The sequence below is a fragment of the Staphylococcus agnetis genome, from assembly GCF_002901865.1.
In the GTDB taxonomy this organism is placed as follows: domain Bacteria; phylum Bacillota; class Bacilli; order Staphylococcales; family Staphylococcaceae; genus Staphylococcus; species Staphylococcus agnetis.
In genome coordinates this window covers 39767-64996 of sequence record NZ_PPQF01000042.1, presented here as the reverse complement: position 1 = coordinate 64996, position 25230 = coordinate 39767, and the positions used below count along the sequence as shown (strand labels likewise).

The following is a 25230-nucleotide window of genomic DNA, read 5'->3' as shown; positions in this document are numbered from 1 at the left end:
AAATTGTGTCTCGCTTTGACGCATGCTATACTCTTATTATATGTTAAGGCGAGATTAAAAATATTAAGGAGGCGTAAATGTGAAACGTGTCATAACTTATGGAACGTACGATCTTTTACATTACGGTCATATCGAATTATTACGCCGTGCAAGAGAAATGGGAGATTACCTTGTCGTTGCATTATCTAGCGACGAATTTAATCGTATTAAAAATAAAAAGTCTTACTATAATTTTGAACAACGTAAAATGATGTTAGAATCAATTCGATATGTGGATTTAGTTATTCCAGAACATGATTGGGGTCAAAAAGAGTCTGATGTAGAAAAGTATGAGATTGATACTTTTGTGATGGGTCATGATTGGGAAGGCGAATTCGACTTCTTAAAAGATAAATGTGAAGTGATATATCTTAAACGTACTGAAGGTATTTCAACAACGCAAATTAAAAAAGAATTATACGGTAAAGACGCAAAATAAGGGAAAGTTGCTCAAGCAACTTTCCCTTATTTTATAATTTTATCGTCGTTTAATTGTTAAAAATAATAAGTAATAAATGATAACGGATAAGAAGCCAATTAAAAAGATAAATCCTAAAGATGTTAATATTGGGTGATCTTTCCAAGAACTGACAACAAATGATTTGGATTGATACACAATAGGTTTTTCAACTTCAACTTTTGGAGGACCATAAGCTTTAGAAATAAACTGACGTTTGTAATTAAGATGAACTTCACCGTTTTCAATGACAAATTGATAAGGTTTGGTCATTGATTTTGGCACAACATCATATAAATCTTGAGTAACATAATACGTCTTACCATTGATCTTATGTTCTCCTTTAGATAAGATTTTACGGTAATCGTATTGATAAAATGCAACATTAATTGTACTTGCACTCATCATATTTCGTTCTTTCTCGCCACCCAAATTTTTATAATCTCCAGCACCCATAATGACATGGAAAATTCGAAACTTTCCACGTTTTGTCGTTAAAGTATTATTATAATCAGCAAGATCACTTGAACCTGTTTTAAGGCCGTCGGTACCTTGTAAACTCATGTTTCCGCCTTCAAGCAGGTCATTAAATGTATAATATGTAACACCGTGCTGAGTAGGAGCGATTTGTTTTGTGAAATCTAATATCTTCGGTGTGTCTTGCACCGTATGTTGAGCTAATATCGCATAATCACGGGGCGATGAAACAGATGAGGTTTCATTTTTATATTTTTGTGGCACAAATTCTTGCAAACGAAAATTTTCAGCACCTGTTGGATTGACATAATGCGTTTGAGCCATGCCTAAATCTTTTGCGGTTTGATTCATATCATCGACAAATTTAGATGTGGAACCTGATACTTTTTGAGCTAATATTAAGGAAGCAGCATTACTAGAAGCGGAAACTGTGATTTGAAGTAATTCTGCAATTGTATAAGTTTCTCCTGGATAAAGCTTTGTATTGCTCAATTCAGGTAATGTAGACATTCTATAATGCTGATCTGTAATTTTAACCGTATCATTAAGGTTTAAGTCACCTGATTTAACGGCTTTTAATGTCAGATACATGGTCATTAATTTTGTCATAGAAGCAGGGTACCACTTCTGTTTATCTTGGTATTGATAAAGAATTTGGCCCGTTTCACTTATATTGACAAGGCCTTCAGGTTGAAATCCATAACCAACGCCATAGCCGTTTTGATTTGCGATATCAACAGGTGTTGCTGTATTCGCTTTAGTAAAAGGTGTTATAATAGTTGTAGCGAAGAATACAACTAAAATACTCAGAATTACTTTTTTCATATGCACTCCTTCAAAAATGATAAAACTTTTTTGTTTGGAACAACCGAAATTCTATTTTACCACAGTTTTTTTGTGAGATGTATGCGTCTTGCGATGGAACATAAAAATTATTGTGTTGAATGAACAGTGTATATGTTAAATAAGACGTCCTGAAGTATGACGTCGGTGTGAGGGAAGACTCCCTTCACGACAATAATCAATAAAGAGGTAACCATTTATGAAAAAAGAGAATCCACTTATTTACTTATTAAAAAAAATATCATGGCCAGTGGGTTTGATTATTGTTGCAGTTTTAATCGCATCTTTAGGGAGTTTAACAGGGTTATTGGTGCCTTTATTTACGGGGCAACTTGTTGATAAGTTTACATTAACTTCAATTAATCCAACATTTATTATGATTATTGTTGGGGTATTTTTAGTCAATGCGATACTCAGTGGACTTGGTTATTATTTATTAAATAAAATTGGTGAAAAAGTCATTTATGCGATTCGCTCCGTTTTATGGCGTCATATCATTCATTTAAAAATGCCTTTCTTTGATAAAAACGAAAGTGGTCAATTGATGAGCCGATTAACTGATGATACGAAAGTAATCAATGACTTTATATCTCAAAAACTACCAGGTTTCTTTCCATCCGTAATTACGGTCATCGGTTCTTTAATAATGTTGTTTATATTAGATTGGCAAATGACATTATTAACGTTTATTACCATTCCTATATTTGCAATCATTATTACACCACTTGGTAAAATTATGCAAAAAATATCGACGAATACGCAAAATGAGATTGCAAATTTCAGCGGACTACTTGGACGGGTTTTAACAGAAATGAGACTTGTAAAAGTGTCGAATACGGAACATATTGAACTTGAAAAAGCGCGCTATAACTTAGATGAAATCTATAAACTTGGTTTAAAGCAAGCCAAAATTGCCGCAGTGATTCAACCTATTTCTGGCATTATTATGCTGATTACAATTGGTATGATTCTAGGGTTTGGTGGGTTGCGTATATCTTCTGGTGCGATATCAGCCGGAACACTTGTTGCGATGATATTCTACGTACTGAATTTATCAATACCGCTTATTAATTTATCTACATTAGTAACGGATTACAAAAAAGCGGTCGGTGCAAGTAGTCGGATTTATGAAATTTTACATGAACCACTTGAACCTATAGAGCTTAAAAATACCAATCATCTATTAAACCACGGAGATTTAACGTTTAACAACGTGTCTTTTAAATATGACGTTAAGCCGATATTACAAGATGTATCATTTACCATTCGTCGTGGTGCAGTGACAGCATTTGTTGGGCCATCTGGGTCAGGAAAAAGTACAATTTTCAGTTTGATTGAACGTATGTATGAAATCGAATCAGGAGATATTCAATATCATCAACAATCAATTTATGACATTAGTTTAAGTGATTGGAGACGTAAAATCGGTTATGTGATGCAAAGTAACGCGATGATGAATGGTACAATACGAGATAATATTTTATACGGTATTGAGCGAGAAGTGTCACAAGAGGAATTGGAGTATTATGCACGTCTTGCGAATTGTCATGATTTTATTCAAACATTTGAAGATGGATATGACACGATTGTAGGTGAGCGAGGATTGAAGCTTTCCGGAGGTCAACGTCAACGTATTGATATTGCGCGTAGCTTTATTAAAGATCCTGATATTTTATTACTAGATGAAGCAACTGCCAATTTAGATAGTGAAAGTGAACGTAAAATTCAAGAAGCGTTAGATGTTTTAATGGAAAATCGAACAACTATTGTCATCGCACATCGACTTTCAACGATTAAAAAAGCAGAACAAATTATTTTCTTAGATCAAGGTCGTGTGACTGGAACAGGTAAACATGGGGAGTTAATGCAATCTCATGAAATGTATCAACATTTCGTAGAAACACAAAACTTAACAACATCATAATAAGGTGGCCAAGACATGTTGAAGCAAAAATTGACATCAACGTGTACAAGGCCACCTTGTTTTTATTTTATATTAGGTTTAGAAATTGTATGAGAGGTACAACCATCGTTGACGTCACAAGCACTACATTGTCCTTGTTTAGACTTTCGCATGTAACGCCGTAATACAAAAGCAACGTAACTGACAATGATTAAAACGAATACAATATTGATTAATAAAGTCATCTCATCACTCCTATAGCATTAAGCTACCAATTTGATAAATTACTAGAGATAGTAAGTATGCAACTGTAATTGGATAAGCCACTGCGAGTAATGTCCATTTCCATGATGTTGTTTCTTTGCGTATCGCTGCAACAGTTGCTAAGCATGGTGTGTACAACAAGATAAATACCATAAAACTATAAGCGGACAACGCTGTGAAATGCGTAGAAACCATAGATACTAACGCATCGTCATTAACCGCATAAATGATCGCCATCGCACTGACAATAACTTCCTTTGCTAAAAATCCGGGAATTAAAGTAGCTGCGGCTTGCCAACTATCAAAGCCAACAGGTGACAAGATTGGTGCAATCGCTGAACCAATGACATGTAAAAAACTTTCATGTGCTTGAACATTAATACCATGAGGTCCAGCATAGTTTAATAACCAAATTATCACTGAACCCGCAAAAATAAATGTGCCTGCTTTTTTGACAAAACCTTTTCCTTTTTCCCAAGTACTACGCCATAACGTTTTTATAGAAGGAAGGCGATAGGGTGGAAGTTCAACGACAAAAATGGAGGTATCTTTTTTTAGAACAGTCTTAGTTAAAATGTAACTCATTACTAAAGCAGCTACGATACCTAACACGTAAAGACTTAATACGACAAGTGCTTGATGTTGTGCAAAAAATACGGCAACGAAAAGGCCATAAACAGGTAAGCGGGCAGAACAAGACATAAATGGTGTGATTAAAATTGTAGTTAATCGTTCTTTTTCCTCTTCTATACTACGTGCGGCCATAATCCCTGGTACATTACAACCAAAACCAATAATCATTGGGATAAAGGACTTTCCATTTAAGCCAAAATTTTCCATTATTCTATCCATAATGACCGCAATACGTGCCATATAACCAGAGTCTTCTAATAAAGAAATGAAGAAAAATAGCACTAAAATTTGAGGAACGAATACTAATACGCCACCAACACCAGCTATAATACCATCTGTGACTAATGCTTGAATAGGCGGATAAATGCCCAACATCGTCATTATTTTTATGGCAAAGTCAGTGAGTGTGCCACCGAAAAATGCATCAAGTTGATCAGATAGTGGTGTTCCTACCCAAGTAAAAGTAATTTGAAAAATTAGCCACATTAAACATAAAAATATAGGGATACCCAAAATTTTATGCGTTAAAAGCGCATCGACACGTTCTGTAAGATGATGCTGTGGTGTTGAGGGATACGTGACCACATCATCTAATAAACGATTGATATAATGTTGGCGTTGCGTAATAATTTCTTGTTCAAGATCGACATCTTGTGTAGCTTTAAAAGCTTGAATACATGCATCTATTTTCTCTTGGGTGATTGAATCTAAAGAAGTTTTAATCGTTGGATTATCTAAGATGTATTGAATGGCGACGAAGCGATGATGTTTTTGATGTAATACGTAGTTTTCTGGAATGTGTTGTTTTATTTCAGTAATCAATTGCTCAATTGGTGTACCATAATGAATCATTAATGGGCGTTGAGGCGTTAAATGATAATCAGTTAATGCGTTTAACATGTCTGTGCTGCCTTTTCCAGTCCGCGCAATCACAGGAATAATAGGGACGTGTAATTTACGCATAAGTGCCTCATAATCAATTTTAATACCTCTTTGACTTGCCACATCTATCATATTGAGTCCTATTAATAATGGTGCTCCGTATTCTAATAATTGAATGGTTAAATTAAAATTACGTTTAATTTGAGCAGCATCGATAATATTAATCATGCCATCAAATTGATCGTGAATGAGGTAATCTGTAACGACAGTTTCATCACGAGAAATAGGGACTAAATCGTAAATACCAGGAAGATCAATTAATTGTCCTGTGTGCGATTTAAGTTGCCCGACCTTTTTATCTACAGTAACGCCACTCCAGTTACCCACATAGTCATATGAACCCGTTAGTGCATTAAAAAGGGAAGTTTTACCGACATTTGGATTTCCTAAAATACAATAAGCGTTACTCATGACAATGCTCCAAACCAATTTTACATGCGTCACAATAACGTATTGAAATATGTTGACCATTAATATTGATTGTACAAGGGCCTTTAAACAACCCTTTTTGTTGCACTTGTAATTGACACCCTTCAATGCATCCGAGTGCACGTAAGCGATGTTTTAAGTTGATATTATTCATCTCCAAAGTCGTAACGACATAATTCACTCCGAGTTGAGCCTCAGCAACATATGTCATGCAAACCACCCACTTTTAAATGTTAATGATAATCATTTTCATTGAAGATTATAAACGCTTTAACACTTTTTCACAATAACTTTTTTGTGGAAAATACGTGACATTAAACATTTTATGCATTTGACCGATAAAGTAAAAATGATTAATCAAATACAGTTTGTATCACAAAATATGGCGTGTAAGGACAATTAAAAAGATATTCTCACCAACAATCGTGCGTGGTATACTTAAAGTGTTGAAATCAGAGAAAGGATAGGGTTTAAACCTATGTATTTAATTATTAACATAATTGGGTTGTTAGCTTTTATAGGCGTTGCAGCATTGTTTTCACGAGATCGTAAAAATATTCAATGGGGATCAATTGGGATATTAGTGCTATTAAACTTGTTTCTTGCATGGTTCTTTGTATACTTTCCAGCAGGTACAAAAGTTGTTGAAATGGCAGCTGCAGGTATTTCCTGGGTAATTGATGCCGCATTCTCAGGCGTTGGTTTCGCGTTCAAGAGTTGGACAACGAATAAACAAATGGACATGGCGGTCGCAGCTTTGTTCCCGATTTTATTAGTTGTACCATTGTTTGATGTTTTAATGTATTTACGTATTTTACCGTTCTTTATGCGTGGTGTCGGTTGGGTGCTCGCTAAAATTACACGTCAACCGAAGTTTGAAGCATTTTTTGGAATTGAAATGATGTTTTTAGGAAATACAGAAGCCATTGCTGTTTCAAGTGAACAAGTGAAACGCATTAATGATGCACGTGTACTTACGATTGCAATGATGTCAATGAGCTCCGTTTCAGGTGCAATTGTTGGTGCTTACGTGACGATGTTACCTGGCGAACTTGTATTAACAGCTATTCCGCTCAATATTATTAATGCGATGATTGTCGCTTCTATTTTAAATCCAGTACGTATTGATGTAGAAGAAGATGTGATTTATGAACTGAGAACAAACGAAAAGCGTCAACCGTTTTTCTCATTTTTAGGTGATTCAGTATTAAATGCTGGGAAACTTGTCTTAATAATTATTGCTTTTGTTATAAGTTTTGTAGCTTTAGCTGAATTGGCAGACCGTCTTATTAATCTTATTTCAGGAGGCATCGCATCGCTATTCCACGTTAAAGGTAGCATCGGTTTAGACCAAATTTTAGGGGTATTTATGTATCCATTCGCACTACTGTTAGGTCTACCTTTTAATGAAGCGTGGGATGTGGCACAACAAATGGCTAAAAAAATCGTGACGAATGAGTTTGTTGTTATGGGTGAAATCATGGGCGATGTGCAACATTACGATCCACATCGTCGTGCAATTATTACAACATTCTTAATTTCATTTGCAAACTTCTCTACAGTAGGGATGATTATCGGTACCCTTAAAGGAATAGTTAATGAAAAAACGTCGGATTTTGTATCAAAATATGTACCGATGATGTTATTGTCAGGTGTTTTAGTTTCATTATTAACTGCAGGATTTGTAGGTTTATTTGCTTGGTAAACAAAATTTTAGGCGATAGATATTACCATTGAGAGCTTTGATGATAAAACCTCCAACATTTACAGATGAATGTTGGAGGTTATTTAATAGCTTTAAAAATCAAATGAAAAAATAAGACAGCTCAGCTATTGCCGAACTGCCTTGACGGGAAATGAATAATTGGGTTGATACTCGAGCAAAATATCAACCTACGAGCAAAAATCTCTCTTACTATAAACAACACAAAGGAGATGGCCTCTTGTTGACTTGCAACAAATAAGGTAATTCTTATTATACATAAAGATAGACCTAAAGTAAACGAAATATTCAGAAATTTGTAAAATTATTTATAGCAATACGCTACTATCTTTGATATGACAAGGATGAGAGGCGTTTGATTTTTTTGAAAATGAATTTTGATTCAAAATTATGTATGGCAATACAATATTTCTCATGGGGTACGATTAGTGACCAAATTGTGATAATATGGCTAGTGTTAAGAGTGTAGAAAAATGAATAAGGGGGATGATGGTGTGAAAAGAACAGTGAGAGATTTAATATTAGTCATCATCGGTAGTTTTATTTTTGCGGCTGGGGTCAATGCATTTATCATAGCGGGTGACCTCGGTGAGGGTGGCGTAACAGGTTTGGCAATTATTTTATACTATGCGTTTCATATTTCACCTGCATGGACCAATTTTATCGTGAATGCGGTACTGATTGCAGTCGGATACAAGTATTTAAGTAAACGTAGTATGTATTTAACGGTGTTTGCGACAGTGCTTATATCTGTTTTTTTAAGTTTAACAGAATCATGGTCTGTTAAAACGGATGATATTCTTGTCAATGCCGTTTTCGGTGGTTTGACGGTAGGGTTAGGTATAGGCGTCATCATACTTGCAGGAGGCACGACAGCCGGAACTACGATTTTAGCGCGTATTGCCAATAAATATTTAGACGTGAGTACACCGTATGCATTACTATTTTTTGATTTTATTGTGGTGATGATTTCATTAACTGTTATTCCATTAGACCGTGTATTAATCACATTAATCAGTCTATATATTGGCACAAAAGTGATAGACTTCGTAATCGAAGGTTTAAACCCTAAAAAAGCAGTGACTATTATTTCTAAAGAACCTGATCGTGTTGCGAAGATGATAGATGAAGATATTGGACGTGGTGTAACAATCTTAAATGGGCGCGGATATTTTTCTAAACAAGAAACAGATGTATTATATGCTGTGATTAGTAAAACGCAATTATCAAGAACGAAGCGCATGATTCGAAAAATTGATCAAAATGCATTTGTCGTAGTCCATGATGTGCGCGATGTTTATGGAAATGGTTTTTTAGTTGAAGATTAATATGAATTAAGACAGGAATCGTTAATACGCACGATTCTTGTCTTTTTTTGTACGTTACATTTTATGATTTTCAAATAGAAAAGCGTTTTAAAAAATGATATAATGAACGGACATGAAAATGATTCTCAATTAGAGATGCATATTCGCATATTTTATAAATGAACGCTATAAAATGGTAAGCGTAGAAAGAAGGATAATGATGAGTAGATTAACAGGAAAAGAAGTGACAATTGGATATGGTGATCGTATCATCGTGAATAACTTAGATGTTGCAGTTCCTGATCGGAAAATCACATCTATCATCGGACCTAATGGTTGTGGGAAATCTACATTGTTAAAGGCTTTATCACGATTATTGAGTACGAAGAGTGGAGAGGTTTATTTAGACGGGAAAAATATTCAGTCACAGTCAACGAAAGAAATTGCGAAAAAGATTGCGATATTACCGCAGTCTCCTGACGTAGCTGATGGGCTTACTGCAGGTGAGTTAGTCTCCTATGGTCGTTTTCCTCATCAAAAAGGCTTTGGTCGTTTATCAGATGAAGATAAAAAAGAAATCGAATGGGCCATGCGTGTCACAGGCACTCATGATTTTAAACACCGTGCTGTCAATGACTTAAGTGGTGGTCAGCGCCAACGTGTATGGATTGCTATGGCGCTTGCGCAAAAGACAGATATTATTTTCTTGGATGAACCAACTACGTATTTAGATATTTCACACCAACTTGAAATTTTAGAATTAGTTCAAACATTAAATCAAGAACATGGGACAACGATTGTAATGGTTTTACATGATATTAACCAAGCCATTCGTTTTTCAGATTACTTAGTGACAATGAAAAATGGTGATATCGTTAAACAAGGCGAAACAGAAGATGTTTTAACAAATGAAATTCTCGAAGAAGTGTTTAATATTGACGCTGAATTAAGCACGGACCCAAGAACAGGTAAACCGATGTTAGTAACGTACAATTTACTGTGTAAACACTATGAAAAAGTAAATTAATAAAATGAAAGAGGACTTCGAATGAAAAGCACAGTGACTGCTCAATTAAAATTCAGTGTATATATGCTCGTGGCAATATGTGTGACAGTGATTGCTTTTATCGCATCGATGATGTTAGGACAAGCACACGTTAGCCTACACACGATATGGACTGCAATATTTCAATATGATGCCTCTAATCAAGCACATAATATTATAGTAGAAATTAGATTACCGCGTGACATAGGGGCCTTGATTGTTGGCATGGCACTGGCGGTATCTGGTGCTGTAATTCAAGGTGTTACAAAGAATGGACTCGCAGACCCAAGTTTAATTGGTTTAAACGCTGGGGCTGCGTTTGCTTTAGCGGCTACTTTTGTGTTTTATCCAGAAGCGCCGTTTTTTGTAGTCATCCTATTCAGTTTTATGGGTGCAATTTTAGGTGGGGTATTTGTATTATCAGTGGGTGCATCTAAACGTGGTGGTTATCAACCGATGCGGCTTATTTTAGCTGGTGCAGCGATTAGTGCATTGCTCACTGCACTAAGTCAAGGATTGGCATTAACGTATCGCTTAAATCAATCGATTAATTTTTGGAACGCTGGAGGGATATCGAGCACAACATGGCAGCATTTATCTATCAGTGTGCCACTTGTTGTGACAGTAACAATTATACTTATGCTGATGCGACGCCAACTGACTATATTGAGTTTAGGCGACGCGATTGCTAAAGGATTAGGACAAAACACGACACGTATAAGCATCATTGCATTATTATTAACGATGCTTTTAGCAGGAATTTCAGTGGCAATGGTAGGACAAATTGCTTTTGTAGGGCTGATCATACCACATTTAGTGCGATTTCTAGTAGGTACAGATTATGAGAAAATCTTGCCACTCTCAGCTTTATTTGGTGGTGCACTTGTCTTAATTGCAGATATTATTGCAAGATTACTAGGAGAAGCACCTATGAGTGCCATTATCGCATTTATTGGTGTGCCTTTTTTCTTGTACTTAATTAAGAAGGGAGGTCGTCTCGTGTGATTGCTCGAAACATCAAACAAAAGCGACGCCTTTCATTAATTTTAACGGGTATTTTATGTATCCTTTCTATAATATTGAGTTTAACGACGGGAGCGTTTCCGATGACTTTGGGAGAGTTGGTCAGCGCACTCATTGGTCAAGGTAATGGGGCGACACAGCTTATCCTATTTGAATTTCGTTTACCGCGTTTAATTGTCACGCTATGTGCTGGGATAGCACTCAGCTTAAGTGGTGCCATATTACAAAGCATAACAAGAAATGGTCTTGCTGAGCCTGGCATACTTGGTATCAATGCTGGAAGCGGTTTTGCGATTGCGTTATTTATCGCGATAGGACAAATCAAAGCTGACGACTTTGTTTATATGTTACCAATTGTCAGCTTATGTGGTGGATTGATTGTTACACTTTTTATTTTTTATTTTAGTTATGAAGGTGAAAAGGGTTTATCACCGGCAAGTATGGTTTTAGTGGGTGTTGGGTTATCCGCGGCGCTTTCAGGTGGCGCATTAACGTTAATTTCTTCGTTTGATCGCAGTCAGTCAGAATTTATTTCAACTTGGTTTGCAGGAAATATTTGGGGAGATACGTGGCCATTTGTATGGACTTTTGTGCCATGGCTTCTCATCATCATTCCTGTTGTGTTATATAAAGCTGAAATACTTAATATTTTAAATACGAGCGATGCGATTGCATTAGGCTTAGGTATCTCTCTTAAACGTCAACGTCTCATATTAGTATTTCTTGCCGTATTATTATCTTCAGTAGCAGTATCCATTGTAGGTGCGATTGGATTTATAGGTTTGATGGCACCCCATATAGCACGTACAATCATTGGTCCAAGACATCAAAGTTTTTTACCGTTAGCGATGATGATAGGCGGGATACTCCTAGTCATTTCAGACACTATAGGTCAAAACTTAGTACAACCCAATGGATTGCCAGCAGGAATTATCGTTGCGATCATTGGAGCACCTTATTTTTTATATTTAATGTATAAAGTTAAAGGTACATAAATATGTGTAGTGATGTGAGCGTACATCGTGAATTTATGTGTTTCTAAACAAAATTTAATGATGCATCAGTAAGCATTTCCTTAAAAATTATGTTAAAATAAATGTAATTATTATGAGATGCAAATTCAGGAGGACAAGCGATGCAAGATTTAATTCAAAAACACGTATTGAACGGCGAATTTTCAGCTGTTAAAAGCTTAATGTCCGCGACTGATTTCTTAGCTTTTGAAGAAGCGTATATTTCTAGTGCTCATGAGGATGAAAGTGTGATGTATTATACGTGTCTTCTCGATATGATTAAACAAGAAGAAACGTCAGAAATTCATGACCTTGCGTTTTTGCTCCTCGTATATCCTCTAAGTGATGTACCTGGTGCACTCGATGCAGCATACTATCATGCCAAGTCATCCATTACTTTGACTGAAGGAAAAGAAGTTAAAAGCTTACTTCAAATGTTATTACTTCATGCGATTCCTGAACCAGTCATTTCGGATAAAAAAGCTTTTGATATTGCCAAGCAGATATTAAAAATTGACCCTGAAAACAAAGTAGCGCGTAATGTATTAAAAGAAACAGCGAAGCGAATGGATCAAGTCGTTGTAGATATTGGTGATTTAAATCATTTCAAAGATGCAAAGTAAAATTGTTACTATATAAGAGAGGTGGGACCTATGTACCATCTCTTTTTTTATATTAATTTATAGTGTTGCAAGTGAGTTCTAATTATAAAGTAGTTTTAACATGTTTAATGTCATAAGATTGCAGTGTACAATTGACAACAAATTTTCATCGCGTCGTTTGTAAATGGTTTATTTTTGCATAAATATACAAAATCAAAATGAATACGTTTCAAATTATACTTGTTTGTGTATAATTACAATGGCATAATAAGTTTTATTTTGTGTTTAAATCCCGTCATTACAATGGTTATAGCAATTGATAAGCGGGTTATAAATTTGAAATAAAGCGTATAATGTGGTTTAATGTTTAACGTGTTTTGCAAATGAGGAGGTCAAAACAGATGCACAAATATTCTGAAGCAATTAAAATTGCTTTTGCTTATGTTGGCGTTGTCGTAGGTGCAGGTTTTTCGACAGGTCAAGAAGTAAAACAATTCTTTAGTATGTACGGGATTTATTCTTATATTGGGGTGGTTATCTCAGGTCTTATCCTTACATTCATTGGGCGTCAAGTAGCCAAAATCGGAACGGCATTTGATGCGAATAATCACGAATCCACTCTAGAATATCTATTCGGCAGAAAGTTAGGATTGATTATTGATTATATTTTAATTTTATCGCTGTATGCAGTAACCATTACAATGATTGCTGGTGCAGGATCCACGTTTTTTGAAAGTTATGGTGTGCCAGTATGGTTAGGCGCGTTAATTATGTGTATTCTTGTATTTCTGACATTGTTGATGGACTTCAATAAAATTGTCGGGGCGTTAGGCGTTGTAACACCTATTCTAATTATTTTAGTTGTCATTATAGCAGCAACATACTTATTTAAAGGATCTATCGGCTTTTCGGAAGTCAATAGTGTTGTTGAAAAACCAAGTCTCATTCAAGGTATATGGAATGGTTTTAACTATGGTGGTTTAGCTTTTGCTGTTGGCTTTAGTACATTAGTTGCGATAGGTGGCGATGCGTCTAAACGTAAAGTATCAGGTCTGGGTGGCCTTGTTGGTGGTGTAGTATATCTCGTTTTACTTGGATTAATTAACTTTGCGTTACAGTCTGAATATCCAAGTATTAAAGATTCAGCGATTCCAACACTTGTGTTAGCAGGGCAGATTTCACCAATTTTAACGTTTGTATTTTCAATCGTAATGCTTGCGGTAATGTACAATACGATTTTAGGTTTATCGTATTCATTTGCGGCACGTTTTACAAAACCATATACTAAAAAATATTACGTCATGATTAGTATCATTATGCCAGTGGCATATGCCTTAAGTTTTGTAGGTTTTGAAGGGCTTATCGCATTTGTTTACCCGATGATGGGTGTGATTGGTTTATTTATCGTCATTGCTGTAATGGTTAAATATTTTTATAGAAAATCTCAGGATAAGAAATACATTGCTTAATTCATAAGATATGATAAAATTTTTCCGAAAGGGAAGATTGTTATGAAAAAACGTAAAAAGAGTTGGCTTGTGATTGCATGTATTGTCTTTATAGTCATAGCCGGCCTTGTCGTCGGCTATTTTTTTGGAACTAAAAAGTCACAAGAAGCATCACATAAAAAGAAAGTTGCTATTCAAAATAATAATGTCACGGCACTTACGGACATCACATATATGAAAAGTTTGCCTAATAGTCAACTGGATATTTTGATGCCTAAAAATATTAGTGCAAATGAAAAATTACCTGTCATCTTTTGGGCGCATGGTGGTGGATTTATTGCGGGAGACAAACAATATAAAAACCCCTTGCTCGCTAATGTTGTTGAACGTGGCTATGTTGTAGTCAACGTCAACTATGCGTTAGCGCCTGAATATCAATATCCAACGCCATTAATTCAAATGGATAAAGCAGTAGCTTTTATCAAAGCCAATCAAAATAAATTACCTGTAGATATGAATCAAGTTGTTTTTGGTGGTGATTCTGCTGGCGCTCAAATTAACAGTCAATTTACTGCGATACAAACCAATGCCGAACTAAGAGAAGCGATGGGATTTAAACAACAAGTGACGCCAAACAATATTAAAGCCGCTATTTTTTTCGGGGGTTTTTATAATATGCATACAGTACGTGAAACTGAATTCCCCCGTATTGATTTGTTTATGCGTAGTTATACAGGGGCCAGAGATTGGGAAAGCCATTTTAAAACTATTAACCAAATGTCTACAGAACGTCAAATTACATCGAAATTTCCATCAACGTATCTATCTGTAGGCGATGCTGACCCATTCCGTTCTCAAAATGATTCATTTTCACATGCTCTAAAATCGCAACAAATCCCGGTTGATACGTTGTTTTATAATGGGTCACATCATTTAAAACATCAATATCAATTTCATCTTGAAAAACCAGAATCTCGTGAAAACATACGTCGCGTTTTGAGTTTTTTAAGTAGAAATACCACACAACAAAATTTGAAATCTGACATTGATGGAGCACCACAAACAGATATTAACCTAAATCCGTATGAAGAAATGCCTTAAACAGATGTATAGCCAAATGGATGAGATTATAAAGCAACAACGTCTATAAAATAGCCCTCAAACATGTTGTCGTCAAAATGTTTGAGGGTTATTTCTATACTTGTATTGATTTTTATTTACTGTATTGCATGGTAACATCATACTAAAAGGTAGGTATTTCAAGTGTCCAATGATAGAATAAAGACGATTTAATGAACGATGTATGCCATCATATATTCATTGAAATATTGGTCGTCAATCTTAAGGGTATGTTGCATTTCGCCTTCCACTTTAAAGCCTGCGCGTTTGTATAAACGATATGCACTCGTATTATCGGTTACAACGGTTAACTCAATACGGGTCATTTGATGATCACGACACCAATTTTTACATGCATCTAAAAGTGCTTGGCCGATACCGAATCCCTGCTCTTGATTTAAGACACCCATTGCTATTCTTGCTTTATGTTCAATTCGATGGAGTTTCTTTGAAACAATGGTAATGTAACCTACCAGCATGTCGCTTTTTTCAGCTACTAAAATAGCTAAGTGAGGAGATGTAATGACTTCTTCAAGATTAGAAATGGCATATTCTAATGAAGGTACGTACTCGCCAGGTGCATAAAGCATGTATTCTGACTCATCATAAACCTTTTGCATTAAAGTGGTAAAAGCTTCTACGTCGTTAATACTTATTTCTCTAATGTTTAAAGACATGCTTTCAACTCCATTTTTATAAATTAACGTCCCTTAAAAGGGGAATAAGATACCATCATTTATTGTATCGCACTTTACCATGTATAGGAAGTTATTAGAAAGGGGCATCATTATGCGACTCAAAATATTATTAGCAGGTGGAACGGGGACAATCGGTAAATCCTTAATTGAATCTTTAACACCCGAATTTGATATTTATACTATGTCTAAATATCCTAAAAAGCACGCACATCCTCACGTGACGTGGATAAAAGGGGATATTTATAATTACTACGATGTGAAAAAAGCAATGGAAGGCATCGATATAGCGGTATTTTTTATTGATCCAACGAAACATTCGGCGAAAATGACACGTGCACTTGCGAAAGAGCTCAATATCATTGCGGCTGATAATTTTGGAAGAGCAGCAAAAGCCTGTGATGTACAAGAAATCATGTATGTGCGAGGAAGTAAATTTGACCAGGAAACGGTGACGCAACTTCAAACACATGGTGTTCATGTTCGAGCGACGAGTAAACGTATCAATAGACCACACATATCAGTAGAATTTCAAGCCGCTAAATATGATGACATACGGATTGCGCATCATATACCTAAGCCACCACATTGGGAAATGGAAACATTTATTGACGAAATGTCCCGTTGGCTTTCTCAAACTACCGGAACACGCGTTAAGATCGTTAGAGAAGGGGATTGTTTCAAGTTTTATAAGAAGAAAAACAACAAACTTTTGTTTGAATTTGAGCTAGAACGCATTGATGAGCACTACTATCGACTCGTGGCGAAAGAGAGTTCAATTTCATATACAAAAGAAGGGAAACGCGCATGTGTTGAATTTAGATACATTCCTCAATTTAATTGGATTATTGTACATTTATTCGACTATATTCCACGAGCAATTTGGCCGATTGCATATATGATTCAAGTGCCGTTTTACCAAATGCTTATTCGTGGCTTTGATACGAAATGTCGTATCCAAACACTTCAACATAAACAAATAAATGGAGAGTTTATGAGTTACACCAAAAATGATGAAAAGTCGTAAATATCAATGAATTCGGTCGGTATTTGTCTTACTTTAAATCACTCATATTAATTTTAATTGATACAATGAGTTGTTGTGATGTAATAAACACCCATGTATAACTGATCTTACTATCACTAAGTGATTATGATTTCACACGTTATCAAAACATGTGTGAGATAAAGAGGTGCTTGTGATGGTGGCTTAAACTTTATGATTGCCTTTGAAATTTGTTACGAATTGTCAAAGGCTTTTTTTAGTGCATCAGCGCGTTGTTTACATCATGATAAAGACAAATGATTAAGAATTGCTTGCCAATATAACAAACAGTTATGAACATATGATAACTTTTTATTATCGACTCTATAATTGATTATAACTTTAAATGATTAATTGATGTTCAATTATGAAAATTTTGTAATTGGTATAGATGGTCTTCAATTAAAAGGCTTCACGTAGCAACTCAAGTGTATTTAATGTGAAAATTTTACGAAAGTTTATCCCAAATGGTAGGCATATGACGTATTTAAGGCGATAATAAATTAGAAATGTTAAGGTTTTGTAAATTTAATTGTAGATATGTAAAATTTATGCTATTTTCAAATAGGATTATGAAATTTTAGTGAAAACGTATCGTTTCAATTCTTGTTTCTATAGTAATAACAGAATTGCGTACTTTTCACTAAATAAGTTAACAAAGATTTAACATTGATTTATAATTAAATAAACAATGAGTTTACAAATGGGATAGGACGACAGTTGAACGGAGGATTTCAAATGATTAGAAAAAAGAAGGATAAGTTTATGGAGCGCTTAGAGGATATGATTTATAACCTTGATCGTGCTGCTGTAGAATTCGGTAAAATGGATTTCAATACTCATTTAGATCTACGTACATATGCAGATAACATCAAAACGTATGAATCTCATGGTGACGATTTAATGCATCAAGTGATTACAGATTTAAATCAAACGTTTATTACACCAATTGAGCGTGAAGATATTATGTCTTTATGTAATGCGATTGACGATGTATTAGATGCAATGGAGGAAACATCTGCAATGTTTGAAATGTATTCCATTGAATACACAGATGAGTTTATGGCCGAATTTGTTGAAAACATCCAAAAAGCCATAGGAGAAATGAAATTAGCAATTGGTTTAATGTCAGAGAAAAAGCTATCTCACATGCGTGTACATTCTATTAATATTAAAGAATTTGAAACAAACTGTGATGGCATATTACGCCAATCCATTAAACATATCTTTAACAGTGAAACAGATCCTGTCACTTTAATTAAAATTAAAGACATCTATGAAAGTTTAGAAAATATTGCTGACCGTTGTCAGACAGTAGCGAACAATTTTGAAACAATAATCATGAAAAATAGCTAAGGAGTATCTATCTTATGGAATTATTAGTGCTGATAACGGTGGCTATTGTTATATTTTCATTAGTGTTTGATTTTATTAACGGGTTTCATGACACAGCCAATGCTGTAGCCACTGCTGTTTCTACGCGTGCATTAACACCTAGACATGCGATTTTATTAGCGGCCATTATGAATTTTATTGGTGCCTTAACTTTTACAGGTGTAGCAACAACAATAACAAAAGACATTGTTGATCCATTTACGATTCACAATGGTTTGGTTGTTGTGTTAGCAGCGATTTTAGCAGCCATTGTATGGAACTTGGTGACATGGTATTTTGGAATTCCTAGTTCATCATCACACGCGCTTATTGGGGCGATTGCTGGATCAGCGGTTGCTTCAGCAGGTTCATTTAGTATTTTACACTTTCAAGGGTTTACGAAAATCGTTTTAGTATTATTACTTTCACCAGTCATCGCTTTTATCGTCGGGTTTACGATTTATTCAATTGTAAAAAAAGTATTTAAAAATGCGAATCTTGCACGAACGAATCAAAACTTCCGATTTTTCCAAATTTTTACAGCAGCGTTGCAATCTTTTTCTCACGGTACAAATGATGCTCAAAAGTCAATGGGGATTATTACGATGGCATTGATCGTAGCCAATCTTCAATCAGACGTAGAGCCTGCATTATGGGTTAAAATTTCATGTGCTGCAGCAATGGGGCTCGGAACCGCAGTTGGTGGTTGGCGTATTATTAAAACAGTCGGTGGAAACATTATGAAAATTCGTCCTGCCAATGGCGCAGCTGCAGACCTTTCTTCTGCATTGACAATTTTCACAGCGTCTTATCTTCACTTTCCACTCTCAACGACACACGTTGTATCCTCATCTATTTTAGGTGTAGGCTCAGCTAATAGAATTAAAGGTGTTCATTGGAATACAGCAAAACGTATGATTGTGACATGGGTAATTACATTACCAATCACTGCAATCATTGCAGCTATTTTCTATTTCATTTTGAACCTCTTTATATAATAATAGACTGGATTACCTTTAATATAAAAATCATGTAATGGTACTTCAAATCGCCTTCGAATGCTCATGTTTAAATGAACTTCGAAGGCGATTTTTTTCTATGTGTAATAGGGCATACCTCATCGCATATAAATACTATTCAATAAAGGGACGGTAAATAAGTGCTCCGCTAATCCTGAAAAATGGGGATGAAACATAGTACACCTGTTAATTAAAAATAAGCCACCAAAATTCATTTATACATGAGCTTTGGTGGCCTATTTTTATATAGTGTTCAATCGATTCGTTTTAATGAATGTAATTATAAGATGATGCAATTGAAGCTGGAATTGTACGATAATCTGGTGTACCTGGTGGTGTATTATAGTTTGTTTCAGAAATTAAAATGCTGCCATCAGGATTCACACGTTCAACATATGCGACATGACCAACTGGGCCTTCGTAGTTTTGCATAATTGACCCAACAGTCGGGTTATGATCTACCACATAACCGTCAGCCGCAGCATTCGCAGCCCAATGATCTGCATTCCACCAATATGTACTAATAGGTTGGCCTGCTTCAGCACGTTTATTAAATACATGCCAAGTACATTGACCCCAATCATAAAGGTTTTGATGGTTGAATGTTGGTGACGTATAACCGCCATTAGATGTTTGCGTAGTGCCTGTAGGTGACCCTGAAGTTGTTGTAGCATTGCCACCTGAACCGCCAGGAATTGTTAATGTTTGATTAGGGAAAATAAGGTAACCATTTAATTGGTTAGCATTCATAATATCTTGCGCTGTTACACCATATTGCGCTGCGATTAAGTCCAATGATTCACCTGCGCGCACGGTATGTGTATTACCTTGAGATACATTTGGTGTGTTGTTTCCAGTTTGGTTATTGTTAGCTGAACCAATTGTAAGCACTTGACCAGGGAATATAATATGGTTAGATAAATTATTGTCTTGTGTTAATTGATCTACAGATACCCCGTATTGTTGTGCGATAGACCAAATAGACTCGCCTGACTGTACCGTATGTTGTGTTGAAGCTTCAGCATCTTGGTGTACAAGTAGCGCTGCAGCTCCTGAAGTAAATGTAAGTGCGAATGCGAACTTTTTCAAAGTATTGCCCCCTTATATCCATAATTTTTTAATGAATGACTTTAAGTATTAGATTCCACTTCATGGTATCAAAATTTAAAGACATTTTGTGCGTTGTTACAAAGGTGTAATATTGTGATAAACATAGTGCTTTTTAAAAAAGCTTTGAATAAGTTGAAATATAAGACTTTAGACCTATACCCTATTTTTAAGTTCGTTAAATATTAAAATGGTTGTAATAATTCATTAACTGTTTTAGCATATACATATTCTGATGGATTGGATAGGAGGTAAGCATATGTCATCACCCACACGTCAATCAAATATAAAACCACATCCGTTACAATATGGTAAAGTTTGGCTATTTTTTATGTATTATTGGTTGATTTTTGGTATATCAACGTATGTTGGACAGTTCTTACCTTTAGCGTGGCGACAACCACTTTCCATTACGTTGTTAATACTCATTCTGCTTACAATGATTGTACAGCGTGCACGTTTTAGTGGTCCAATCATGTCACACATTTATACCATCGTATCAGGGTTATTATCTTATGCCACGTTTACAGTTGCACTACAAGATCTTGGCCCGAGTATATTTTTCAAAAATGTATTATTAGCCATTGTTGGATTTGTCATCTTTGGTTGTATAGGGTTCTTTTTAATTAAAGACGCGTCGAATTTAGGGAAGTACTTATTTGTAGTGTTGATTGCGTTAATTGTCGCAAGTTTAGTAGGTTGGTTCATTCACAATCCGATTTATCATACGCTCATTTCATTAGTTGGGCTGTTGCTTTTTTTACTTTATACGTTGTATGATTTTAATAGAATGAAAAGAGGCGCTTATTCTCCTCGTGAGATGGGGTTCAATTTATTCTTAAATCTGTTTAGAATCATTCGCTATGTGCTGAACCTGGCACGATACGCGCGTCGATAAAAAATTGAATAGTTAAAGTTACCACTGGAAGTGCCGTCAATTAACGGCTGAGATTAAAATAGTGATTTTAAAATTCCTTGACCTGATCCAGATAATGCTGGCGTAGGAAAGTGGCATACGTTTTTTGATTTGCATGCTACTTTTCTATGTTTAGAAAAGTAGTATTTTTTTTTTTGAGGAGGTGACGTGATGCTCATCGTAATTACGCCTTTTGAAATATTAAATGAACAACATCAACAATGTTTACTACATAGAGCTTCGTTCATTGATGGTGTCATTCTGCGCACTCCGATGTCAGATCCTGCACTCAAATTATGGATACAGATGCTACTTAATCAAGGATTCCCAAAACACAAACTCATTATTCACACACGTGTAGCTTTGGCGCAGGAATTCGATATTAAGCGCATTCATTTTCGTGAGTACGACATTCCTGCACATTTTAACACTAAAGCATGGCAAGTGAGTATGTCTGTGCATTCACCTAAAGCGATACGTTATGCGTTAGATAAAGGGGCAATATGGGGATTGTATGGGCATCTGTTTCAAACCGAATCTAAACATGGTCTAAGGCCAAGAACGAAAGCTGAGGTTCGACACGTATTAGCGCAATCATTACCTCTAGTGGCTGTAGGAGGAATAAATGCAACTACTATTGCCAACGTTTCACATCAATTTATAGGCATCGCGATGATTCGCGGGGCTTTTAATCAAAAAGTGTCTCACGTTAAGCAAGTTAGGTCTATATGGATGAAAGGAGGGGGACAGTTATGAAAGTAAAGGTCAATGGAGATACACATGATTTCAAAAAAGGTACGACAATTACACAAATGCTTCAATGTTTTGATATTGAAAGCAAACGTATGGCAATTGAAATAAATGGTCACGTTGTAAAAAGGTCGGTATGGCCACAATATACGTTATCAGAATGTGATCGAATTGAAATTTTAGAATTTGTAGGAGGCGGATAATATGTTTCAGATTGCACATTTTTCATTTGATTCAAGGTTATTTTTAGGAACAGGAAAGTTTGAAAGTGCAGATATTCAAAAACAAGCTATTGAAGCATCAGAAACAAATGTTTTAACTTTTGCAGTACGCCGTATGAATTTATATGACAAGGCATTGCCCAGTCCATTAGCGGATGTGAATTTAGAAAAGTTTATTACTTTCCCTAATACTGCGGGTGCTAAAACAGCTGAAGAAGCTGTGCGCATTGCGGAAATTGCTCATGAAGCTAGCGTGTGTGACATGATTAAAGTAGAAGTGATTGGCGATGATCATACACTACTACCAGATCCTTTTGAGACGTATCGCGCGTGTGAACAATTGCTAGAAAAAGGTTATATCGTATGTCCTTATATTTCAGATGATGTCGTCTTAGCTCGTCGATTAGAGGAATTAGGCGTCCATGCGGTCATGCCGTTAGCATCCCCGATTGGAACGGGGAGAGGATTGAGCAACCCTTTAAATTTACGTTTTATCATTGAAAATAGTAAGATTCCAGTTATTGTTGATGCTGGTATAGGCTCTGCAAAAGATTGTGCGGAAGCTATGGAGTTAGGCGCGGATGCAATACTATTAAACTCGGCAATTTCTGGTGCTAAAGATCCGGTGAAAATGGCGCGTGCAATGAAAAAAGGGATTGAAGCGGGACGTCTCAGTTATGAAGCGGGTCGCATTCCGGTTCGGTATAATGCCGTCCAATCTAGTCCATCAGAAGGACTTGGATTTCTTTAATGTCACGCTATGATAGACAAGAAAAATTCCACGCATTTGGACAACAAGGCCAACAAAAACTAGCGCAATTGCATGCATTTATTGTAGGCGTAGGTGCACTGGGGAGCGGTATCGCTGAACAACTTGTGAGAAGTGGCGTAGGAAAGTTAACGATATTAGATAAAGATATTGTGAGTATGTCGAATTTACATCGGCAAAGTGGTTACTTAGAAATAGACGCCAATCAGCTGCGCCCAAAAGTGTATGCGTTAAAAGAGCGGCTTAATGCGATGAACAGTCATGTTGAAATCAACGCGTTAAATAAAGAGTTAACGTCAAATAATGCAGAAACACTTTTCCTTCAATATCAACCTGATTTAATTTTAGATGGACTAGATCGATATGAGCCAAGATATTTGCTTAACGAGGTGTGTCATAAGTTAGATATCCCGTATATTTATAGTGCAGTCGTAGGAAGTCAAGTTAGTGTTTTTCCAATAGGTAAGGATGGGCCATGTTTGAACTGTCTCATGCCGGATGTACCCGAGACAATGGAAAGTTGTGCGCAGTATGGTGTTTTACCCCCTGCTGTTCATATTGCGAGTAGTCTCGTCGTTGCAGAAGTATTTCACTATGTGATGCACGGACAATTTTCATTTGAAATGAAAGCTTTCGATATTTATAAAAACACATTTAAATCAATAGAAATCACTGAATTAAAAGAAGCGGCTTGCGATGTCTGTCAAAAACATCATTACCAAAGACTGACATATAAGCAGCAACATACTGAGACTTTTTGTGGAGGTGTTATTCAAATCCGCTTGACACCCCAAGATTTTCAGCGACCACTTGCACAAGAAGTCTTGATACTTCACCAAAACGCCTATGTTAAACGTTTGAAATATAAACACTATACAATGACGTTTTTCCAAGATGGTCGTTTATTAATCTATGGAAGCAGTCACACCAAATATGTGGATGACGTAACGCGTCACATTTTCTTTTCATCTTAATATAACGTGAGTTGATAATATTAAAATAAAAGCGGTATAATAAAAAGTATTCATTAGCAACTGAAAGTGAGATGGAAATATGGGACGTAAATGGAACAACATTAAAGAAAAAAAGGCACAAAAAGATAAAAATACAAGCCGTATTTATGCAAAGTTTGGTAAGGAAATCTACGTTGCAGCGAAATCTGGTGAACCAGATCCTGAATCAAACCAAGCTTTAAAACTTGTGCTTGAGCGTGCAAAAACGTATTCAGTACCCAACCATATTATAGATCGTGCCATTGATAAAGCTAAAGGTGGTGGCGATGAAAACTTTGATGCGTTACGTTACGAAGGATTTGGACCAAGCGGATCTATGGTCATTGTTGATGCGTTAACAAATAATGTAAATCGTACAGCATCAGACGTGCGTGCAGCATTCGGTAAAAATGGTGGCAATATGGGTGTATCAGGATCTGTAGCCTACATGTTCGACCATACAGCAACGTTTGCCTTTGAAGGATTTGATGCAGATACTGTTTTAGAAAATTTAATGGAAGCAGATGTAGATGTGCGTGATGTGATTGAAGAAGGAGGCTTAACGATTGTTTATGCTGAGCCGGATCAATTTAGCATTGTACAACAAGCGTTAAAAGAAATGGGTGTAGAAGCATTCGAAGTGGCTGAATTCGAAATGTTGCCTCAAACAGAAGTACAACTTTCTGCAGAGGACCAAGAAACGTTTGAAAAGCTTATAGATGTTTTAGAAGATTTGGAAGACGTCCAACATGTTTTCCATAACGTCGAATTATAAAAGTAAGTGTATTAGGAGGTGGAACGCGATGTTTCACCTCTGTTTTTATAATGAAAACATAAATTTAAGATGCATACGATACCATTAAGACCCTTGACGTTTGTAAGTGTCATCATCCCTTAATTATATGAGTGAGATGAGTAGAGGTGAGGATTATTTTAAACAAACTTTAAATTTGAAAAAAGACTTTCGTTGCAATTAACATAAATACTATTTTCATATAGAACTGTCTCCATCTTGTCTTTCTTTAGTGACATCATATAAAAGTTTATATATAATGAACAAAAGGGAGTTGGTGAC

At 35.8% G+C, this 25230-nt stretch carries 25 protein-coding genes and 1 riboswitch; of the genes, 19 read left to right on the top strand and 6 right to left on the bottom strand.

Annotated elements, in window-relative coordinates; all coding sequences use genetic code 11:
* The first annotated feature begins 79 nt into the window (after positions 1-79).
* A complete protein-coding gene (gene tagD / locus CD172_RS07190; RefSeq protein ID WP_037566401.1) occupies positions 80-478 on the top strand; it encodes a glycerol-3-phosphate cytidylyltransferase in 399 nt (132 codons plus the stop codon).
* A 39-nt stretch (positions 479-517) separates the two neighbouring features.
* On the opposite strand, the gene pbp4 is transcribed toward tagD, so the two are convergent.
* Positions 518-1798, bottom strand: coding sequence for a penicillin-binding protein PBP4 (pbp4, locus tag CD172_RS07185; protein WP_103345927.1), 1281 nt, complete (start codon positions 1796-1798; stop codon positions 518-520).
* Between the two features lie 217 nt (positions 1799-2015).
* Here pbp4 and CD172_RS07180 point away from each other — a divergent pair, with 217 nt between their 5' ends.
* Entirely contained in the window at positions 2016-3740 is a 1725-nt protein-coding gene (locus CD172_RS07180; protein WP_103345926.1) for an ABC transporter ATP-binding protein, read from the top strand.
* A gap of 62 nt (positions 3741-3802) precedes the next feature.
* Here the strand turns inward: CD172_RS07180 and CD172_RS07175 are convergent, their stop codons facing one another.
* The 3 genes from CD172_RS07175 to CD172_RS07165 are packed head-to-tail and all read right to left on the bottom strand — an operon-like array spanning position 3803 to position 6198.
* The gene (locus tag CD172_RS07175) at positions 3803-3964 is read right to left on the bottom strand and encodes a FeoB-associated Cys-rich membrane protein (protein WP_060552391.1); all 162 of its coding nucleotides are present in this window, start codon (positions 3962-3964) and stop codon (positions 3803-3805) included.
* Between the two features lie 10 nt (positions 3965-3974).
* Positions 3975-5969 (bottom strand): ferrous iron transport protein B, encoded by a 1995-nt coding sequence (feoB, locus tag CD172_RS07170; RefSeq protein WP_103345925.1) that lies wholly within the window; start codon positions 5967-5969, stop codon positions 3975-3977.
* A complete protein-coding gene (locus tag CD172_RS07165; RefSeq protein ID WP_060552393.1) occupies positions 5962-6198 on the bottom strand; it encodes a FeoA family protein in 237 nt (78 codons plus the stop codon). Before CD172_RS07165 ends, feoB begins: the two co-directional genes overlap by 8 nt.
* Before the next feature lie 267 nt (positions 6199-6465).
* On the opposite strand from CD172_RS07165, the gene CD172_RS07160 reads away from it, so the two are divergent.
* From CD172_RS07160 to CD172_RS07125, 8 genes are all read left to right on the top strand, one after another.
* Positions 6466-7692 carry a NupC/NupG family nucleoside CNT transporter gene (locus tag CD172_RS07160; RefSeq protein ID WP_060552394.1) on the top strand — a complete coding sequence of 409 codons (1227 nt, stop codon included), beginning with the start codon at positions 6466-6468 and terminating at the stop codon, positions 7690-7692.
* 512 nt (positions 7693-8204) lie between these two features.
* On the top strand, positions 8205-9038 hold the full coding sequence (locus CD172_RS07155; protein ID WP_037566498.1) for a YitT family protein: 834 nt from the start codon (positions 8205-8207) through the stop codon (positions 9036-9038).
* 199 nt (positions 9039-9237) lie between these two features.
* Positions 9238-10044, top strand: coding sequence for an ABC transporter ATP-binding protein (locus tag CD172_RS07150; RefSeq protein WP_037566407.1), 807 nt, complete (start codon positions 9238-9240; stop codon positions 10042-10044).
* A 21-nt stretch (positions 10045-10065) separates the two neighbouring features.
* Positions 10066-11067, top strand: a complete 1002-nt coding sequence (locus tag CD172_RS07145; protein ID WP_103345924.1) for a FecCD family ABC transporter permease — start codon at positions 10066-10068, stop codon at positions 11065-11067.
* Positions 11064-12080: a FecCD family ABC transporter permease gene (locus CD172_RS07140; RefSeq protein ID WP_103345923.1), complete on the top strand. Its 1017-nt coding sequence runs from the start codon at positions 11064-11066 to the stop codon at positions 12078-12080. Before CD172_RS07145 ends, CD172_RS07140 begins: the two co-directional genes overlap by 4 nt.
* Positions 12081-12220: 140 nt before the next feature.
* The gene (locus tag CD172_RS07135) at positions 12221-12721 is read left to right on the top strand and encodes a hypothetical protein (RefSeq protein WP_037566411.1); all 501 of its coding nucleotides are present in this window, start codon (positions 12221-12223) and stop codon (positions 12719-12721) included.
* A 380-nt stretch (positions 12722-13101) separates the two neighbouring features.
* Complete coding sequence (locus CD172_RS07130) at positions 13102-14169, top strand: YkvI family membrane protein (RefSeq protein WP_037566412.1); 1068 nt, start codon at positions 13102-13104, stop codon at positions 14167-14169.
* 42 nt (positions 14170-14211) lie between these two features.
* Positions 14212-15249 carry an alpha/beta hydrolase gene (locus CD172_RS07125; protein WP_103345922.1) on the top strand — a complete coding sequence of 346 codons (1038 nt, stop codon included), beginning with the start codon at positions 14212-14214 and terminating at the stop codon, positions 15247-15249.
* Positions 15250-15437: 188 nt separating this feature from the next.
* On the opposite strand, the gene CD172_RS07120 is transcribed toward CD172_RS07125, so the two are convergent.
* Complete coding sequence (locus tag CD172_RS07120; protein ID WP_037566415.1) at positions 15438-15944, bottom strand: GNAT family N-acetyltransferase; 507 nt, start codon at positions 15942-15944, stop codon at positions 15438-15440.
* Positions 15945-16056: 112 nt separating this feature from the next.
* Here CD172_RS07120 and CD172_RS07115 point away from each other — a divergent pair, with 112 nt between their 5' ends.
* From CD172_RS07115 to CD172_RS07105, 3 genes are all read left to right on the top strand, one after another.
* Positions 16057-16989, top strand: a complete 933-nt coding sequence (locus CD172_RS07115; RefSeq protein WP_103345921.1) for an NAD(P)H-binding protein — start codon at positions 16057-16059, stop codon at positions 16987-16989.
* Between the two features lie 756 nt (positions 16990-17745).
* Positions 17746-18363, top strand: coding sequence for a DUF47 domain-containing protein (locus CD172_RS07110; protein ID WP_039646860.1), 618 nt, complete (start codon positions 17746-17748; stop codon positions 18361-18363).
* Between the two features lie 14 nt (positions 18364-18377).
* On the top strand, positions 18378-19379 hold the full coding sequence (locus tag CD172_RS07105) for an inorganic phosphate transporter (RefSeq protein ID WP_060552399.1): 1002 nt from the start codon (positions 18378-18380) through the stop codon (positions 19377-19379).
* A 288-nt stretch (positions 19380-19667) separates the two neighbouring features.
* On the opposite strand, the gene CD172_RS07100 is transcribed toward CD172_RS07105, so the two are convergent.
* Positions 19668-20489, bottom strand: a complete 822-nt coding sequence (locus tag CD172_RS07100) for a CHAP domain-containing protein (RefSeq protein ID WP_060552400.1) — start codon at positions 20487-20489, stop codon at positions 19668-19670.
* A 277-nt stretch (positions 20490-20766) separates the two neighbouring features.
* On the opposite strand from CD172_RS07100, the gene CD172_RS07095 reads away from it, so the two are divergent.
* The 6 genes from CD172_RS07095 to CD172_RS07070 all read left to right on the top strand — a co-directional run bounded on the left by CD172_RS07095 (position 20767) and on the right by CD172_RS07070 (position 24930).
* Positions 20767-21405, top strand: a complete 639-nt coding sequence (locus tag CD172_RS07095; protein WP_103345920.1) for a Bax inhibitor-1/YccA family protein — start codon at positions 20767-20769, stop codon at positions 21403-21405.
* Between the two features lie 16 nt (positions 21406-21421).
* Positions 21422-21531: riboswitch (TPP riboswitch) on the top strand.
* Between the two features lie 63 nt (positions 21532-21594).
* Positions 21595-22179: a thiamine phosphate synthase gene (locus CD172_RS07090; RefSeq protein ID WP_103345919.1), complete on the top strand. Its 585-nt coding sequence runs from the start codon at positions 21595-21597 to the stop codon at positions 22177-22179.
* Positions 22176-22376 (top strand): sulfur carrier protein ThiS, encoded by a 201-nt coding sequence (gene thiS / locus CD172_RS07085; protein WP_103345918.1) that lies wholly within the window; start codon positions 22176-22178, stop codon positions 22374-22376. The genes CD172_RS07090 and thiS overlap by 4 nt, the downstream gene beginning before the upstream one ends.
* 1 nt (position 22377) lies before the next feature.
* Entirely contained in the window at positions 22378-23145 is a 768-nt protein-coding gene (locus CD172_RS07080) for a thiazole synthase (protein WP_103345917.1), read from the top strand.
* On the top strand, positions 23145-24137 hold the full coding sequence (locus CD172_RS07075; RefSeq protein WP_103345916.1) for a ThiF family adenylyltransferase: 993 nt from the start codon (positions 23145-23147) through the stop codon (positions 24135-24137). The genes CD172_RS07080 and CD172_RS07075 overlap by 1 nt, the downstream gene beginning before the upstream one ends.
* A gap of 79 nt (positions 24138-24216) precedes the next feature.
* Positions 24217-24930: a YebC/PmpR family DNA-binding transcriptional regulator gene (locus CD172_RS07070; protein ID WP_103345915.1), complete on the top strand. Its 714-nt coding sequence runs from the start codon at positions 24217-24219 to the stop codon at positions 24928-24930.
* Positions 24931-25230: the final 300 nt, after the last annotated feature.